Source organism: Pseudomonas sp. R3-56 (assembly GCF_051132075.1).
Lineage (GTDB): Bacteria > Pseudomonadota > Gammaproteobacteria > Pseudomonadales > Pseudomonadaceae > Aquipseudomonas.
Genome location: NZ_CP071657.1, coordinates 3,762,234 through 3,777,997, shown reverse-complemented (window position 1 = coordinate 3,777,997; position 15,764 = coordinate 3,762,234). Strand labels below are relative to the sequence as shown.

Below are 15,764 nucleotides of genomic sequence, written 5' to 3'. Positions count from 1 at the left end.
TGTCTATCAGCTACGGCCGTCGGGCAGGATCAGATCGCGCAGGCCATCGCCGACCAGGTTGATGCCCAGCACCAGAATCATCAGGGCGACGCCGGGAATGGCGATGACCCACGGGGAAAAGAACATGTAGGGTTTGCCTTCGGCGATCATCAAGCCCCAGGACGGCGTTGGCGGCTGCACACCCACCCCGAGGAACGACAGTGCCGACTCCAGCAGGATCGCGTGTGCCATTTCCAGCGTCGCGACGACGATCAATGCGCCGACCAGATTGGGCAGGATTTCACTGACCAGAATGCGCAGGGTCGAACAGCCCAGCGCCTGGGCCGAAGCCACATATTCAGCATCGCGAATCTGTTGCACCGAAGCCCTGACCACCACCGCGAAGCGATCCCAGAGCAGGCAGCCGAGCAGCACAATCACCACTTTCAGCGAGCCGCCCATCAGCGAGGCCGAGGCCAGTGCGACCATCACGACCGGCATCGCCAGCCGGGTGGTGATCAGGTAGCTGATAAACGCATCGACCTTGCCGCCGTAGTAACCCGCCAATAGCCCCATGACGGTGCCGATAAAGCCGGAAATAAGCGCCGCGGCAATGCCGATGAACAGTGAGATACGTGCGCCGTAGAGCAGTCGTGACAGGTAGTCACGGCCCAGCTTGTCGGTGCCCAGGACGTATTCCCAGGTGCCGTTGGCCATCCATACCGGCGGTTTCATACGCAGCATCACGTCTTGCGCATACGGGTCATAAGGTGCCAGCCACGGCGCGAACAGTGCACCCGTGAAGATGATCAGCAACAACACCGTGCCGATGGCGAAGCCACGATGGCGAAAGCTCTTGCCAAGTACGCGGCTCAGGCTGCTGGGGGGTGGCAGGTAGTCATTGATCGCGAGGGTAGTGGGGGTGCTCATGTAAGCCTCCTAGCGCACGCGAATGCGCGGGTCGAGCAGTGCGTTGAGCACATCGGCCAGCAAGGTGAGGATGATGTAGATCACCGCGATGAGCAGGACCACGGCCTGTACGACAGGAAAGTCGTCACGGGCGATGGCGTCCCAGGCGAGCTGTCCGATACCTTGCAGGGAGAACACGGTTTCGATCACTACCGAACCGCCGAGCATGAAGCCAAACTCCACCGCCGCCAGTGCGACGACCGGAATCAAGGCGTTGCGCAGCGCATGCTTGAACAACACGCGGGCAGGGCGCAGGCCCTTGGCGCGGGCGGTGCGGATGTAATCGGAACTGAGCACATCGAGCATGCCGGCACGGGTCAGACGCATAATTGCCGGCGTCGCGTAATAACCCAAGGCAATGGCCGGCATGACGAAGTGCAGCATCGTCGAGTTGCCGGACACCGGCAGCCACTTGAGCGTCACCGCGAACACTACAATCAGCATCAGCGCAAACCAGAAACTTGGCATTGCCTGACCCAGCACGGCGATGCTCAAGGCCAATCGGTCAATCCAGGTGTCGCGTTTGACCGCGGCCAGCACGCCCAGTGGAATCGCTACCAGCAAGGCGATAGCCAGCGCCATGGCGCCTAACCCGAGGGTAATCGGCAAGCGGCTGGCGACGAGGTTGTAGACCGACTCCTGAAAGAAAAACGAGTTGCCCAGGTCCAGCCGCAACAAGTCGCCCAGCCAGTTGAAGTACTGGGTCGGTAGTGGTTTGTTCAAACCGTACTGCACGCGGATCTGTTCGATCTGCTCGCTGGTGGCTTCAGGTCCGCCAATGGCCGTGGCCAGGTCGCCGGACAAGTGCAACAGAGAAAAGCTGATCACCGACACGGTAATGGCAACGCAAATGGCGATGCCCAGACGGCGCAGAAGGAATCCAAGCATGGCAAGTTTCCTCATATCCAATGGATGACAGGTGTGAGGACGTGTCCGTGGTGCGGGTCAGTTCGCGCGCCACGGCACCTCGATCAATCCGCTCGGTGGCGGATTACTTCCAGCTGGACTGAACGAAACGCGGCAGCTCATCCGGATACGGCGTGAACGCCAGATCGGCGGTGTAGGCGTAGTTCATCGAGTAGTTGAACAGCGGTGCCCAGTACGCCTGTTCGCTGATGCGCTGCAACGCCATGCGGTAGTTGTCTTTGCGCAATTGCGGGTCGAGGGCGTTGTCAGCGGTCTGCAACCAGCCCTGGACTTGCGGGTCCTTGATGTTGTCGTCCGGGTTGCCCTTGAACCAGGTGCCGGCCGACGCCGAGGTGTCGAGGATCGAGAACGAGCCCCAGGCCTGAAACGACATGGGCACCTTGCCGCCACGTTGCTGATCGCGCAGGGCGGCGTACTTCAAGTAGCGCAGTTTGGCGTTGATGCCCACGGCCCGCAGGTTGCCAATGATGGCTTCGACGTAATCCCGGTCGCGATAAGCGAAGATTTCTGTCTCGAAGCCATTGGGGTAGCCGGCCTCGGCGAGCAGCGCCTTGGCCTTGGCCGGGTCGTAGTTGTAGACCGTGGCCGCGGTGGTATCGCAACCGAATTGGCCTGGATAACAGGCCACCTGCAAAGGCTTGGCTTCGCCACCCACCAATTGCGTGGCCAGCGCATTGCGGTTGATCGCATGGTTGATGGCCTGGCGTACCTTGAGGTGCTTCATCGGCGAGTTTTCAGTGGAGGTGCCCCGAGCATCGAGAATCAGGAAACCGATGCGCATGGTTTCGCCGCTGGTCACGGTCAGGTTCGGCATACCTTTGAGGTCGACTGCCTGATCCGGGGTCACACGCCACGTCCAGTCGACACCATCGGTCATCAACTCTGCCAGGCGGGTTTCCGCATCCGGGATCACCCGGAACTTCAGGTGGCCGATATGCGGCTTGCCTTGTGGGCTGTCCGGAAAGTAGTCCTTGTTGATCTCCATGGTCACGCCTTCGCCAGCCACCACCGACACGGCTTTATACGGCCCGGTACCCACTGGCTTGCGGCTGAACTCAGCCAGGCCGACTTTCTCGAAGTACTGCTTGGGAAACATCGGAACGGCGTTGGACAGGTATTCCAATGCCGGAGGGAAAGGTTTCTTCAAATGCAGGCGGACGCTGTAGTCACCGGTTTTTTCGGCGCTCTTGATCCAGTCTACGTTTTGCACGGTAACGACTTTCGCTTCAGGCGATACCACGTAGTTGAGGGTGAACACCACGTCGTCGGCGGTGAAGGCGTCGCCGTTGTGAAATTTGACGCCTTTGCGCAGCTCGAAGTCGAGGGTGGTGTCGTCAACCTGTGTCCAGCGGGTAGCCAACATGGGTTTGTATTCGCCGCTGTTGGGATCGCGGTAGATCAGGTTGTCCCAGATCAGCCGGCCGAGAATCACCCCTTCGCGCAAATCGTTGTGATAGGGACTGATGTTTTCAGGCTCGCTGTCGGAAGCGTAAACCAGGGTGTCGTTGGCTTTACCGGCATGCGCCGGAAAACTGCTGATGAGGCCTGCCAGCGCAATGCTGCAGGCGAAACCTTTGATGCCCATGCCGTCGTCTCCGTTGGCGAGAGTGGTTGAATCAAAGGGCAGCGAATCGCAAATGCGCAAAGGAGGATGAAGCGGTCAGGTCATGTTTTTTGGTATATACACGAATGTAGGGAAAGGCTATCAATGCCACAAGAATAATATTTCGATACTTGCGTTGCCGAAAAGGCAATTCCCTGGAGGCGCCGATGCAGCTGTATGGTGTGCAGTCCACGGCACTGCGTTATTTTCTGGAAGTGGCGCGATGCGGATCGATCAGCGAAGCCTCGGTGCGCTTGAACGTCGCAGCCTCAGCGGTGAGCCGACAAATTGCCAAGCTCGAGTTGGCTCTGGACGCCAGCCTGTTCGAGCGCCGTGCCCGAGGCATGGTGCTCAGCGAGGCGGGGGCGCGACTGGCGGCTTATGCGCGCAAGTCGCAGCTTGAGGCCGAGCAGGTAGTGCTTGAGATCACCGAGCTGCACGGCTTGCAGCGGGGCCATGTGCATGTTGCCTGCTCGGAAGGGTTTGCACTGGAGTACATGCCCCGGAGCATCAGCGCATTCAGGCGTGAGTATCAGGGTATTCATTTCACATTGGAGGTCTGTGCGCCGGCCGAAGCGACCGAAAAGGTGCGTTCCGGCGAAGCCGATCTGGCGATGACCTTCAGCCTGACGCCGCAAAGTGAAATCAAGGTCGAACATGTCATGAGCGGGGCGATTTTTGCCGTGGTCGCCAATTCCCATCCCCTGGCCGGGCGCGAAGCGGTCAGCCTCGCTGAGCTGCAGCCCTGGCCCATTGCGTTACCCAAGGCTGACACCACGATACGGCAGCTGTTCGACATCTGTTGCGGTGTACAGGGGTTGTTGTTCGACCCGGTGTTGACCACCAATTATGTGGCCGCGCTCTATAGCTTCGTCCGCGAAGAAGGCGTTATCAGCCTGGCCAGCGAAATGACCTTGCAAAAACAGGTAGCGGACAAGGCCCTGCAATGCGTGCCGATCCTCGATGAAGGCATGCAGGCACGACGTATAGAACTGCAAAGCATGGCGGGCCGCAATTTACCGGCGGCGGTTTCTGCGTTCAGGGATTTTTTGATTGCTGATCTGGAAAGCGGAGCGTCGTTAAAAGGAGGCCGTCCGTGAGGTTTCGCACACCCGATGCCCGGGGGGCGATCCGAATCTTTCTTAGGAACATTTTTCAGACCAGCGAACGGGGCAAAGTTGCCGCAGGGTGACCCAGGGCAACTGCAACGGGAGAGGAGGTAGACTGCAGCCACCTCAGAAAAAGTCCCACATTTCTGGAATATAGCTGTTCTGGCAATCGAGCCCGTACGAGAAGAACAAAGCGCGTTTAGCGAACCCTACGTCATCATCGAGGGGACGTACTGGGTGGCGGCGGATTCTCCCTAATTAATGTTCTTAATTGATGCCCATATAATGAAGGGCTCCAGTGTTGCCTAGTCCCGATCCAGATATCCCACAGTTCCCCTTCACTTCATAATAATCTATTACGCTGCTGTCGTTTTTAACCCAGAATGAGACGGTGCAGCGCTCCTGAATATTTTTTGTTTGAATCTGCTGCACGTTGATTGGCTGTCCAGATGATGTGTCCATATATGAGCCTACAGCTGTTTGCTGGTCGTAATTAGTTCCATAGCTGTCGAATACGTATATTTTTTGTCCATACAGCTCATGACTTGAACTTACTGAGTGCTCTGTTAAGGTTAAAGAAGGCTTGCCAAATTTTTTCTATGCCTCCTGAATGTTTTTTCCCATAAGTTCACTTGCGGCGGAACGTTCAGGTGCAATTGTAGAGCACCCCGATAAGGAAAGTGTAAGCAGAGAGAGGAGTGTGAGTAGTGGTGCTTTATAAAAAACCATACAGTCATTCCTTGAGTGGATTGGAATTTTAAGTAAAGTTGCAATAAGCACCATCGGTCTTGCTAGGTTGCACTCAGTGTGTGCTTTTAATCAGAAGGTGGAGAAGTGTTTTAGATGCTTATGGTTTTGATAGGGCGTTGCATATTATGTGTAACGCCCTGGTTATTAGTTGGCTAAGGATTTTGTTACATGTGCATTCACGAGTAAAAAGCCAAAAGAATTAACCATCGCCTCCACCCCCACAAGCAATCAGCTCGATAAGCCCCATTTGATACCACTTATTCTGGCAACTCCAGCCGTGTTCAAAGGTAAAGGCACTTGCCGTGCCGCTAAACGCGAGCCCCACTGAAAGGGCGAGAGCAGTTCCAATGGTCCAACGTGTTTTCTTCGTTTTTTTACTCATGGAGACTTCCTCTATCACTCTGTCGCTCTACGGGCTAGCCGGTGAAGGGGCAGCGGTTGTCAAAACGAGCCGCCATTCCTGTGGCAGGGATCCCACTTTTTTGCTTGTCAACTGCATCTGAATAAGTAAAGCGGTGGGGGGTGGTTAACACTGAAACAACGTTGATTCAGCGAAGCACGCTCCTCAGATCCATTTGATTACGGAGAGCTATCTATATCAATAGTACAGATGACCTATTCCCTCGTCGCAAAGACAGAGAAACGAAATAATCTAGGTTAGATGTGCCAGTTTCGATACCTCCTTCAAACTGCAGTAGTGGCTTCTTGAATCGTCAGGCCGCCTCGAATACTCGAGGCGGCCTTTTGTCATGCGGGTGTATCGGCAGTCATCTGGGGATGGGCGGGTAGCAGGTCCATGACGTTGCAGAAGAGATTACGCTGCTTCCAGTCATTGCGATCACCGATCACATACAGCCGGCGCTTGGCGCGGGTGGCGGCGACGTTGAGGAGGTTAGGTTGAGAAACTGCCCAATTGCGAGCGCCGGCGTTTTCGCTGTTACCGCCCAAGACGAGGATGATGACTGCGGCTTCCTTGCCCTGCATGGTGTGGATGGTGCCTCGTACGATCTTCTCGGGGAGACGGTCCTTGAGCTGGTTGCGTACGTCCTGAAAGGGTGTAATGACGGCGATACTGTCGGGTGGTACGCCATCGGCATCAAGCAACCCGAGCAGATGTTCGAGGGCGTGCCCTTCGTTGTCGACCCAATTGCCGGAAGAGCGACCGCTTGCGTGCACCCAACCGGTGGGTAGGCGGGCTGGGGTCTCCTTGGCCGCGGACGGGGCAATGGTGCCATAGACCATTGCGCCGTCGTAGGCGATGCGGTTGGCCAGGTCGAACATCGGCTTGTCGCAGCGCCGGTGCACTACCAGCGGCAGGCCGACCCAGCATTTTTGGCCTTGTGGGCCGGCCATGCGGCCCCAAGGGGTGGCATGGTCGGCAAGGGTTTGGGCGGACTGACGGTTGGGCAGCCAGTGGGCGTCTACCTGATAGCGGGTGCGCATGTGCTCAAGCACAGCGTCGGAGACGGTGACGATGGGCTCCAATTGCAGCGGATCACCGACCAGTATGGCACGGCGCGCGCGCCATAGCGCGCCCACTGCAGCCTGCGGGGTGGCCTGGCCGGCTTCGTCCACCAGCAGCCAGCCGATCTCGCCGCAACCGAGGCTACCGAAGGAGCGGGCGAATGAGGCAAAGGTGCTACTAAGCACCGGCACCACCATGAACAGCGACGCCCAGGCCGAGCGCATCACGGCTTGGGACACACCACGATAACGGCTTCCGGTCAGCAGGCTGGTGATGAAGGTCAAGTTATTGCCCAGGCGTGAGGCTTCGATCTGGAAGAAGGTGCGATGTAGCTTGAGCGCTTCGATGAACACTTTTGACCTGGCCTGGCGCCAGCCTTCGAGGATCCAGGGTTCGAGCAGTTCGATCTCGCTGCCTCTGCCGAGCTGGCCTTGCGTGAGCCAAATCAGCAGGTGTTCGGCCTGGCCGGCCTGGGCAACGCTGCGAGCTTTGTCGATTTGCAGGGTGGCGTGGCGTATGGCTTCGTTGATCTGCTGTTCGTCCGTGGCCAGTTGTCGATTGAGTTGGCTGAGTTGGGCGCTGAGTCGCTGCAGTTGGCGTTGGGCGCTGTCGAAGGCCTCTCGGGCCAGGGCATGGGCGCTGTCGAGCAGGCGTTGCCGGACGGACCACTTACGATGAGCACCCCATAGGCTAAACAGGTTGGCGAGCAGGCCGGGCTTTTGTACAAAGTGCGCTTCGAGGGCTTGGAGTTCACGCTGCAGCTGCTCACGGGCGGGCGTTAGCTGCCGGATCTCAAGGGTGGTTTGTTCCTCGTCGAGGCTGCGGCGTTGCGTCAGGCGTATCTGACGCTCCTGTTCCTTCTGTCTGATCCGCGCCTTGGCACTGATCACGGCCTGGATCCGTTCCAGGATGTCGCTGACCTGAGCACGCAGCGCCTGTTCGGCGTCCTTGGCGTCCTGGTACTGCTTGACGGCGGCACGCCAGAGGGTGGCTTTTTCGGCAGGCGCGAGCAGCTTCATCTGCTGCGCCTGCTCGTTCAGCCACTCACGCATGCCCTTGGGCGCCGGCTCGTTGTTCGCTTCCGGGTTGTCGAGCATAGGCTCACCGGTGTACAGGTCTTCGTCCGGGGCTTGGCTGTCGAGAGGTTCCAGGTTTAGAGGCGCTGGCTCGTTTTCTGACTTCGTCGCTTTAGAAGGACGTTTGCCATAGAAGAAGCGCTCGACAAACTGGGTGCGCTTGGATTTGCTGCCCAACGCTGCAGAGATCAGGCCCCAGGCAGGCCTGCCGCTGGTTAGCTCGGCAAGCTCGCTGAAATATTCGGCATCGGGCAACCAGGACGGGTCGATTTTGTCGCGCTGGGGCAACTCAAGAGTTACATTCTCGACGGCACCGTTGTTGGAAGAGGCCACCACCATCTCGAAGCCGAACAGGCGCGGGTCAAGTTGGTAAGCATAGCGCTCGCGTCCGCCATCGTTGGCAGATTCGCGGCCATTCTGGACGAAGGCCTCCGAGGCCTTGCTCAGCGAAGCCAACACATCGGCTCGCTGCGTCACCACGGCGGCAATCAGGTCGCGCAACAGGGTTGTCTTCCCTGTACCTGGCGGGCCGTTGACGCCCATCACGCCGGTGTCGTTGCCCAACGTCTGCAGCAGACTGTTGACCGCCAGTTGCTGGGAGTGCACGAGGCCCAGGTGCCGTTCGGCAGGCCAGCAGCCGACGGCGTAGCGCGAGGGGGCGAGGCGATCGATTAGCGCAAGGTCCGCGCGGGACTGGTCTAGATGCAGCCGCTGACTGGGATCGTGCAGGCTAAGGTAGCGGGCCAGCGGTTCACTGATCTTGCCGCGAGCGAGGGCATCGGCCACATCGGCCAGGTCGCTGAGCAGGAAACTGTTGAGCGGATCATCTTCATGTTCGGGCTTGTCCGGGTTGATCGGCGCCGAGCGGAAGCGATGCATGCGCGGCTTGTCGCCGAACAACGTATCGAGCCCCAGGGCCTGGCGGATAAGCTCGGTCATGCTTGCCAGGTCGGCAGCCATGACCACACCTCCAAGCAGGCTGTTGGCCTGTTCGCGAAGGAACTCCTGGGTTTCGTCGAAGCCTCGAGTCCAATCCTTATGGTTGATGGCGCAGCCGACAAACCACGCCTCGCTAGACAACACCAGGCTGTCGGTCACCATCATGCCCCGGTCGTTGAATTTCAATGCGAACAGAGCCGACTGTCGACGTTGAGGCTCCTTGTAGCCTTGGTCTGCGCCATAGAGCGCCTCCAACTGGCGGGAGACATCCAGATTGTCGTAAAGATGTGCATAGAGCGTATGGCTCCATGCGCGTTTGTTGGGCAGGGGCTGTCTGCTCAAGGAGTTGCCTGGCATCCATGGCAGAATCTGGGTGGAGGCGGGGATGTCCTGGAAATAAGGCTGATAGTCGCTGTCGCGCTTCTTCAGCTTTGGGACCGCCTGAGGTTGCAGTAGCTCGACGGCGTGCCAATAGCGCACGATGTTTTGCGGATTCATTGACGTCCTTGAAGCGCTGGTTTGGATTCCTGGTTGGAAGGATATCAGGCATTGCGCATTGCTTTCTCGTGCGGCGCGCGGAAGCGATGCTGACTGGGCTAACGGACGATGTGATCGAGAACGTAAGATCTCCTTCATGACGCCATGGAAGTGAAGTTGTACTTGCCAATGGTTAATCACCGACCCGGCCCACACGATAGAACACGATATGGCGTGGCTTTCTAAAGTGACCACCATGGTGTGTATCAGCAGGTGGGGCAGACTAATGTCGTGGTAGTCTTCAAGTGTGCCCCCCTGGCAACGTACTGTTTTTACAGGGGGACGGTCCGCAACGCTGGAGTATGTTTTCTATAGGAGATTTCGCGTGCCCTGGAAGTCAAATCTTGTAGTGCTCGCCCTGTCCGCCGTTGCCTTTTCGGCGCAGGCCCAATCCGATCGTCAAGTGGTCGAGGACATGGTTACTCGCTCGGCCAATGTCTGCCCAGGCCACAGCACCGAGCGCACCGCGCCCACGGTGAGGGCGGTGCCTGTCGGCGCGTTGCGGGTTATGCTTGACCGCGGCCTGGTCATGTGTCCCGACCGGCGCCTCGATGTCGACGCGCCGGCTGTGTTCTACGGCAGAGTTGGCGTATTTGAATGGAACCCCGAAGTGCCTGCAAGCTCGGAGGTGATCGTCAAGCAGATCGACGCCATGACCCGCAAGGACGAGTACCCATCGGACACTTTAGTTTGGGATGCCAAGGGTATGCCACTTGAGCAGCGCACCGTGCCGGCTTTCGAACCCAAGCCGGGGGCTGCTGTGCTGTACCAGATACGGTAAGTCTTGTCGACGAGGCGCCTGGAAATACTACTACCCCCGGGTGTTGAGCAGCCTGTCGTTCAGGCTGCTTAACTAGATTGTGTCGTGTTTATGAAAGGGAAGGCAACGGTAGGGGTTGCGAAGGCGGGTCGAAAGCAGCGATTAGCTCCAAAGCGCTCAAATGTCTAGATCTACCCACACAGCAGCATGGTCGGACCCCGCATTTTCTTTCTTGATGATTTCCGGGTAGGTCTCCCAGCGTACCGGTCTTGAACCTGGCCACATTCCCTTGCGGTAAACCCCACCAGCTTTTACCTTCAGAAAGAGCTCCGGCGACAGCAATAAATAATCAATTTTGTCGGCGGCTGTGCACGAGCCGTATCTTCCAAGATAACCGCCGTCATCGAAACGTTGGTGGGTGAGTGCATCCTTCAGCGTCGTATCTTCAAGGAGCGGCTTCAATGCGTCGCTGCCTGGCGTGTCGTTCAAGTCCCCCACAACGGCGACATATTGTTCGCCTTGCTCAATCAGCGAGTCATAGATCTCTTTCACTCGACTGGCTTGAGCAAATCTTCTTTTGGCCGAGTCAGCGAGGCTACCGTAGTCTTTGCTTTTGAAGTGATTGACTAACAATACCAACCGGAGGCCGGATGGCATCGAGAGATGAAACTCTGGACAAACCCTCGAACCTTTTTTGCACTATAGGCATCTAATTGGGCCGACCGCCCGCTAGTATCGGCCGGTTCGGTTTGAAATTTAGTCGCAATCAAGGACGATGCGGTCAGAGACAATCCTGCCGCCGTGGTTGATGGTCTTATGGAAGGAATCAAAGGCCTGTCACAAAGCGTGGTTGACGGTTTTCGTGAGGGCGGCAACGCAATTGGAGAAGGTGCAGCCGTTGCGTAAGCAGGCCGTAGAGCTCCGCAGCCATCCCATTAGCTGAACTCTGCGGTCTGCAGGGCTCGACGCTTCCGAAAGGAATAGGCAGCTATCGACTTTACTTTATCAGGCTGGCTCAAGGCCAACGCCGATTGACTCTTCATCTGGCAGATATGTAGAACCTTGGAGGGGTACGATGACGGCTAGCATATTCGCAGTAGACCGTAAGCGGCCCGGGAATACGCCTTGCGGAGCTTGGGCGAGCATCCGCTCATGCGGCAGCAACTAGCTGTGCGCAGTCCTTCGCGAACAACTGCCTCGGGTCGACTCTGTTGAAAAAGCCGGTGGGGGGCGGTCAAAAAGCACTCGCGTGATTACCTTCTGGTAAACACATCTTCTTGATCCCAGCGTTTAGGGCTAAAGTGAAAATCGATTTAAAACAGGTAGATTGTTGCTGATCACCGCTGAGGAAGGATTCCTTCATGCTGGGTATAGTCCACTTTCCGTTGTTTGTACTAGCAGTAATCGCTCTCAATGCAACGCCAGGCCCGGACGTCGCTTACGTTGCAGGCCAAAGCATGGTGCATGGCAGGCGCGCCGGCATTTTGTCGGCCTTGGGCGTATCCTTGGGAGGATGCTTGCATACGATTTTTTGTGCGGTCGGGCTCACGGCCCTGCTGGCTACTTCCCCATCAGCGTTCATCGCGATTAAATACCTAGGTGGCATGTATCTTGTTTATCTGGGGGTGCGGACGATCTTCGCAAAAGCGGCTCCAAGTCACATCAGCCCTAGTACACCCCGTTTAAAAAACAGGACACTTTTGTTTCGTGGCTTCCTGACGAATGCGTTTAATCCCAAAGTCTTACTTTTTTACGTCGCATTTTTTCCACAATTCGTAACACCCGATAGCGCTGACAAAACTGCTGCGTTTTTGGTGCTCGGCGCAGTTTTTGTCTTCCTGGGGCTAATCAACGATATTACCGTCGCGTGGTTAGCGGCCAAAGCCGCACGAGCAGTCAGCAGTAGCCCGCGTGTCAGGAGGTGGATAGATAGAATGATCGGTTTCACGTTCATCGGGCTAGGCGTGCGACTCGCTCTGACTCATAAGTAAAGAGTCAAATGATCGGATGATGCTCGATCATAATCTACCGGCCATTATAGTCGCGCAACGGCATCCAGTTATGCGGCAACAACTCGGCGATCTCACTTGCACGCTGCGTCGGTAGCCGGGTTAGGACGTCTTTCAGGTAAGCATATGGGTCATGCCCGTTGAGTTTGGCCGACTGGATCAGGCTCATCAGCGCCGACGCGCGTTTGCCGCTGCGCAGCGATCCTGCGAAGAGCCAATTCTTGCGTCCAAGAGCCCATGGCCGGATCTGTTGCTCGATGTGGTTGTTATCAATAGGCACCGCGCCGTCATCCAGATAACGCGACAATGCCGTCCAGCGTTTCAGGCTGTAATCCAGGGCCTTGGCAATGGCCACGCCATCGTGCACAAGCTCGCGCTGGGCGATCATCCAGGCGTGCAGCATATCCATCACGGGGACGGCTTTTTCTTGCCGTATTCGTCGCCGTAAATCTGGCTTCAGGTCGCGGATCTCACTTTCGATTTCGTACAGTAACTGGATAAAGCGCAGTGCCTGCTCGGCGAGCGTGCTTTTGTTCGTGGCGTGCAGGTCGAAGAACTTGCGCCGAGCATGGGCCATGCAACCGATTTCGGTGACCCCCAATGCGAAACTGGCCTTGTAGCCACCAAAATCGTCGCACACCAGTTTGCCTTTCCAGTCTTGCAGGAAGTGGCGCGCATGCTCGCCCGAGCGGCTTGGGCTGAAGTCGTACACCACTGCGCTGATATCGACTGATGCGGTGGTCGCGTAGGCCCAGACGTAGCCACGATGGGTTTTCTTCGCGCCAGGCATGAGCACCTGTACCGGTGTTTCATCGGCGTGCACCACGCCGTGGGTGAGCACCACTTCGCGTAGGGCATCGACCAGCGGTTGCAACTGCACACCGCAGGCGCCGACCCACTGGGCCAAGGTCGAGCGCGGGATGGCAAAGCCAGCCCGACCGAAGATCTTTTCCTGGCGATACAGCGGCAAATGATCACCGTATTTGGCAACCATCACTTGAGCCAGCAGCCCGGCAGTGGGGATGCCTTTATCGATGATCTGCGCGGGGACGGGTGCCTGGATCAGCGTTTCGCAGTCATCACAGACCCATTTGCCACGGACATGGCGCTCGACGGTAAATACGCCAGGCGTGTAGTCCAGCTTCTCGCTGATGTCCTCACCAATGCGCTTGAGCGCGCAGCCACATGAGCAGTGAGTGTTGTCTGGTTCGTGATGGATCAACGTGCGCGGAAACTCTGCCGGCAATGCCGCGCGTTTAGGCTTTTGCTTTTTCTCAGGCTGCGTTGGAGCCGCCTGCAAGGCTTGAAGCTCAGCTTCAATCGCGGCGATATCGGTATCGATCAGGTCATCGAGCAGGCTGGCCTGCTCTGGATTCAGCTGCTCGCTGCGCTTGGCAAACTTGAAACGCTTGAGCTGTGCGATTTCGTGGGTCAGCTTCTCGATAACCGTTTGGTCGCGGTTGATCTTCTTGCCCATGGTCTCGACTTGCGGCAGCAACTGCGCCGCGAGGGCGCGCAGTTGATGTCGAAGGTCGACACCATGGGCAGGAAGATCCATCGCGATCAAACCATCATCGAACAGCTGACTCACGAGATCGCGATCCTCAAGCGGCACAGGTTTGCCAAGCGCAGCGAGCAGATCAGCCCTGAGCAAGGCAGCTTGCTCGACGATCTACTTAACACTGATCTTGAGGCTATCGACGCTGAGCTGACGGCACTCCAGCCGGCTCCGGCTCCAGAAGAGGTGCGCCAAAAACCAAAGCGTGCACCGCTGCCGCCGCAGTTTCCACGCACCGTCATTCATCACGAACCAGAAAACACTCAGTGCACTTGCGGTTGCAAGCTTCAGCGCATCGGCGAGGACGTCAGCGAGAAGCTGGATTACACGCCAGGCGTGTTCACCGTCGAGCAACATGTACGTGGAAAATGGGCCTGCCGTCAGTGCGAAACACTTATCCAGGCGCCGGTACCGGCCCAAGTGATCGACAAGGGCATTCCGACTGCAGGTCTACTGGCTCATGTGATGGTGGCGAAGTTCGCTGATCATTTGCCACTGTATAGGCAGGAGAAAGTCTTCGGGCGCGCCGGTTTAGCGATACCGCGCTCCACACTGGCTCAATGGGTTGGGCAAACCGGTGTACAGCTTCAGCCGCTGGTTGATGCCTTGCGAGAAGCTGTTCTGGCGCAGCAAGTTGTCCACGCCGATGAGACGCCGGTGCAGATGCTTGCGCCCGGACAGAAGAAAACGCACCGCGCTTATGTCTGGGCTTACTGCACCACACCGTTTTCGGCGCTCAAGGCTGTGGTCTATGACTTCAGTCCGAGCCGCGCCGGTGAGCATGCGCGTAACTTCCTCGGCTCGTGGAACGGCAAGCTGGTGTGCGATGACTTTGCTGGCTACAAAGCTGGCTTCGAAAAAGGCATGACCGAAGTCGGCTGCATGGCTCACGCCCGTCGCAAGTTTTTCGATCTGCACGTGGCAAATAAAAGCCAGCTGGCTGAACAGGCGCTGCACTCGATTGGCGGCTTGTACGAAGTTGAACGCCAAGCGCGAGACATGAGTGATGAGGATCGCTGGCGAATACGACAAGAAAAAGCAGCACCATTGGCGAAAGCACTGCACGAGTGGATGTTGACCCAGCGCGATCTTGTGCCCAACGGATCAGCGACGGCCCAAACCTTGGATTACAGCCTTAAACGCTGGGTAGCGCTGACGCGCTACCTTGATGACGGAGCTGTGCCAATCGACAATAATCCGGTCGAGAATCAGATCCGGCCGTGGGCACTTGGGCGTTCGAACTGGTTGTTTGCGGGATCGCTACGCAGCGGCAAACGGGCGGCGGCGATCATGAGCTTGATCCAATCTGCGCGCATGAATGGGCATGATCCGTATGCGTATCTCAAAGATGTGCTGACGCGCCTGCCGACGCAACAGGCGAGCGAGATTGAGCTACTGCTGCCGCATCAGTGGGTATCTGGCTGAGTCATGTGAGGTAAGCGGAATACTCGTCCAGCGATCTTAATGAGAGAAGAAAGCATGCATAGCTACCAACTCCGGCTTAGTGGCATAGATGATGTTGCAGATTTATGCCGTATCTCGGCTCAAGCACGTCTGCGTTACAAGGCCATTCCAAATCTCGCCCATATTGCTGAAACACCCGCACTGCCCCCAGCGAGATTTGAAGCCTGTCGGGTCGTAGTGGCGCTCGATAGCGAAAGCCAGAAAATAATGGGCTTTGCGGCAATGCGACCACTGGACGGGCTTTTATATTTAGACAATATTTCCGTCGACCCGGATGCTTCAGGGAGTGGGATTGGAGCAAAGCTTCTCACGGCAGTTATAGAGCATGCTGAAAGCAGTGGGGTTCAAGCAGTGACCTTAACAACTTTTCATGAGCCTCCTTGGAATGGCCCTTGGTTCCGCAAACATGGCTTCCGTACGATGCCCAGTGAACACATAGCTGAGGGCTTGAGACAGGTTATGGATCGTCAATGGCTGACCTTGGACGCCACAACTCGTGAAACATTGTGGCGTGTCCTATGATTGCTGGATCAACAAGAAAATTGGGCATTACCACCTAACCTAGGGTGTCTTTGCCATTCGCTTACTCCCCATGAACGAACGGTGCTTGTCCCAGAGC

General features: G+C 57.2%; 12 protein-coding genes and 1 pseudogene. 6 read left to right on the top strand and 7 right to left on the bottom strand.

From position 1 onward, the window contains the following. Window positions 1-6: 6 nt before the first annotated feature. From J3P96_RS16920 to J3P96_RS16910, 3 genes are all read right to left on the bottom strand, one after another. A complete protein-coding gene (locus tag J3P96_RS16920; protein WP_214509212.1) occupies window positions 7-909 on the bottom strand; it encodes an ABC transporter permease in 903 nt (300 codons plus the stop codon). 9 nt (window positions 910-918) lie between these two features. Then, complete coding sequence (locus tag J3P96_RS16915; protein WP_434559455.1) at window positions 919-1,836, bottom strand: ABC transporter permease; 918 nt, start codon at window positions 1,834-1,836, stop codon at window positions 919-921. Between the two features lie 103 nt (window positions 1,837-1,939). Beyond that, window positions 1,940-3,460 (bottom strand): ABC transporter substrate-binding protein, encoded by a 1,521-nt coding sequence (locus J3P96_RS16910; protein ID WP_434559453.1) that lies wholly within the window; start codon window positions 3,458-3,460, stop codon window positions 1,940-1,942. A 185-nt stretch (window positions 3,461-3,645) separates the two neighbouring features. Between J3P96_RS16910 and J3P96_RS16905 the strand changes: the two genes are divergently transcribed. Both J3P96_RS16905 and J3P96_RS16900 read left to right on the top strand, forming a co-directional pair. Continuing rightward, window positions 3,646-4,578, top strand: coding sequence for a LysR substrate-binding domain-containing protein (locus tag J3P96_RS16905; protein WP_434559451.1), 933 nt, complete (start codon window positions 3,646-3,648; stop codon window positions 4,576-4,578). A 156-nt stretch (window positions 4,579-4,734) separates the two neighbouring features. Continuing rightward, window positions 4,735-4,839: pseudogene (locus tag J3P96_RS16900) on the top strand (restriction endonuclease); the annotation flags it as partial. 697 nt (window positions 4,840-5,536) lie between these two features. On the opposite strand, the gene J3P96_RS16895 reads toward J3P96_RS16900, so the two are convergent. Both J3P96_RS16895 and J3P96_RS16890 read right to left on the bottom strand, forming a co-directional pair. Continuing rightward, window positions 5,537-5,719, bottom strand: a complete 183-nt coding sequence (locus J3P96_RS16895; protein WP_434559449.1) for a hypothetical protein — start codon at window positions 5,717-5,719, stop codon at window positions 5,537-5,539. A gap of 365 nt (window positions 5,720-6,084) precedes the next feature. Beyond that, entirely contained in the window at window positions 6,085-9,315 is a 3,231-nt protein-coding gene (locus J3P96_RS16890) for an AAA domain-containing protein (RefSeq protein WP_434658223.1), read from the bottom strand. Between the two features lie 364 nt (window positions 9,316-9,679). Here J3P96_RS16890 and J3P96_RS16885 point away from each other — a divergent pair, with 364 nt between their 5' ends. Continuing rightward, a complete protein-coding gene (locus J3P96_RS16885) occupies window positions 9,680-10,135 on the top strand; it encodes a hypothetical protein (RefSeq protein WP_434559445.1) in 456 nt (151 codons plus the stop codon). A gap of 156 nt (window positions 10,136-10,291) precedes the next feature. Here J3P96_RS16885 and J3P96_RS16880 read toward each other — a convergent pair whose 3' ends face one another. Next, window positions 10,292-10,771, bottom strand: coding sequence for an endonuclease/exonuclease/phosphatase family protein (locus J3P96_RS16880; protein ID WP_434559443.1), 480 nt, complete (start codon window positions 10,769-10,771; stop codon window positions 10,292-10,294). Between the two features lie 704 nt (window positions 10,772-11,475). On the opposite strand from J3P96_RS16880, the gene J3P96_RS16875 reads away from it, so the two are divergent. Beyond that, complete coding sequence (locus J3P96_RS16875) at window positions 11,476-12,105, top strand: LysE family translocator (RefSeq protein WP_434559441.1); 630 nt, start codon at window positions 11,476-11,478, stop codon at window positions 12,103-12,105. Window positions 12,106-12,139: 34 nt separating this feature from the next. Here the strand turns inward: J3P96_RS16875 and tnpC (J3P96_RS16870) are convergent, their stop codons facing one another. Further along, a complete protein-coding gene (tnpC, locus tag J3P96_RS16870; protein WP_434559439.1) occupies window positions 12,140-13,681 on the bottom strand; it encodes an IS66 family transposase in 1,542 nt (513 codons plus the stop codon). Here tnpC (J3P96_RS16870) and tnpC (J3P96_RS16865) point away from each other — a divergent pair. Both tnpC (J3P96_RS16865) and J3P96_RS16860 read left to right on the top strand, forming a co-directional pair. Continuing rightward, complete coding sequence (gene tnpC / locus J3P96_RS16865) at window positions 13,610-15,106, top strand: IS66 family transposase (RefSeq protein WP_434652475.1); 1,497 nt, start codon at window positions 13,610-13,612, stop codon at window positions 15,104-15,106. The genes tnpC (J3P96_RS16870) and tnpC (J3P96_RS16865) overlap by 72 nt on opposite strands. Window positions 15,107-15,160: 54 nt before the next feature. After that, entirely contained in the window at window positions 15,161-15,667 is a 507-nt protein-coding gene (locus J3P96_RS16860; RefSeq protein WP_081782130.1) for a GNAT family N-acetyltransferase, read from the top strand. Window positions 15,668-15,764: the final 97 nt, after the last annotated feature.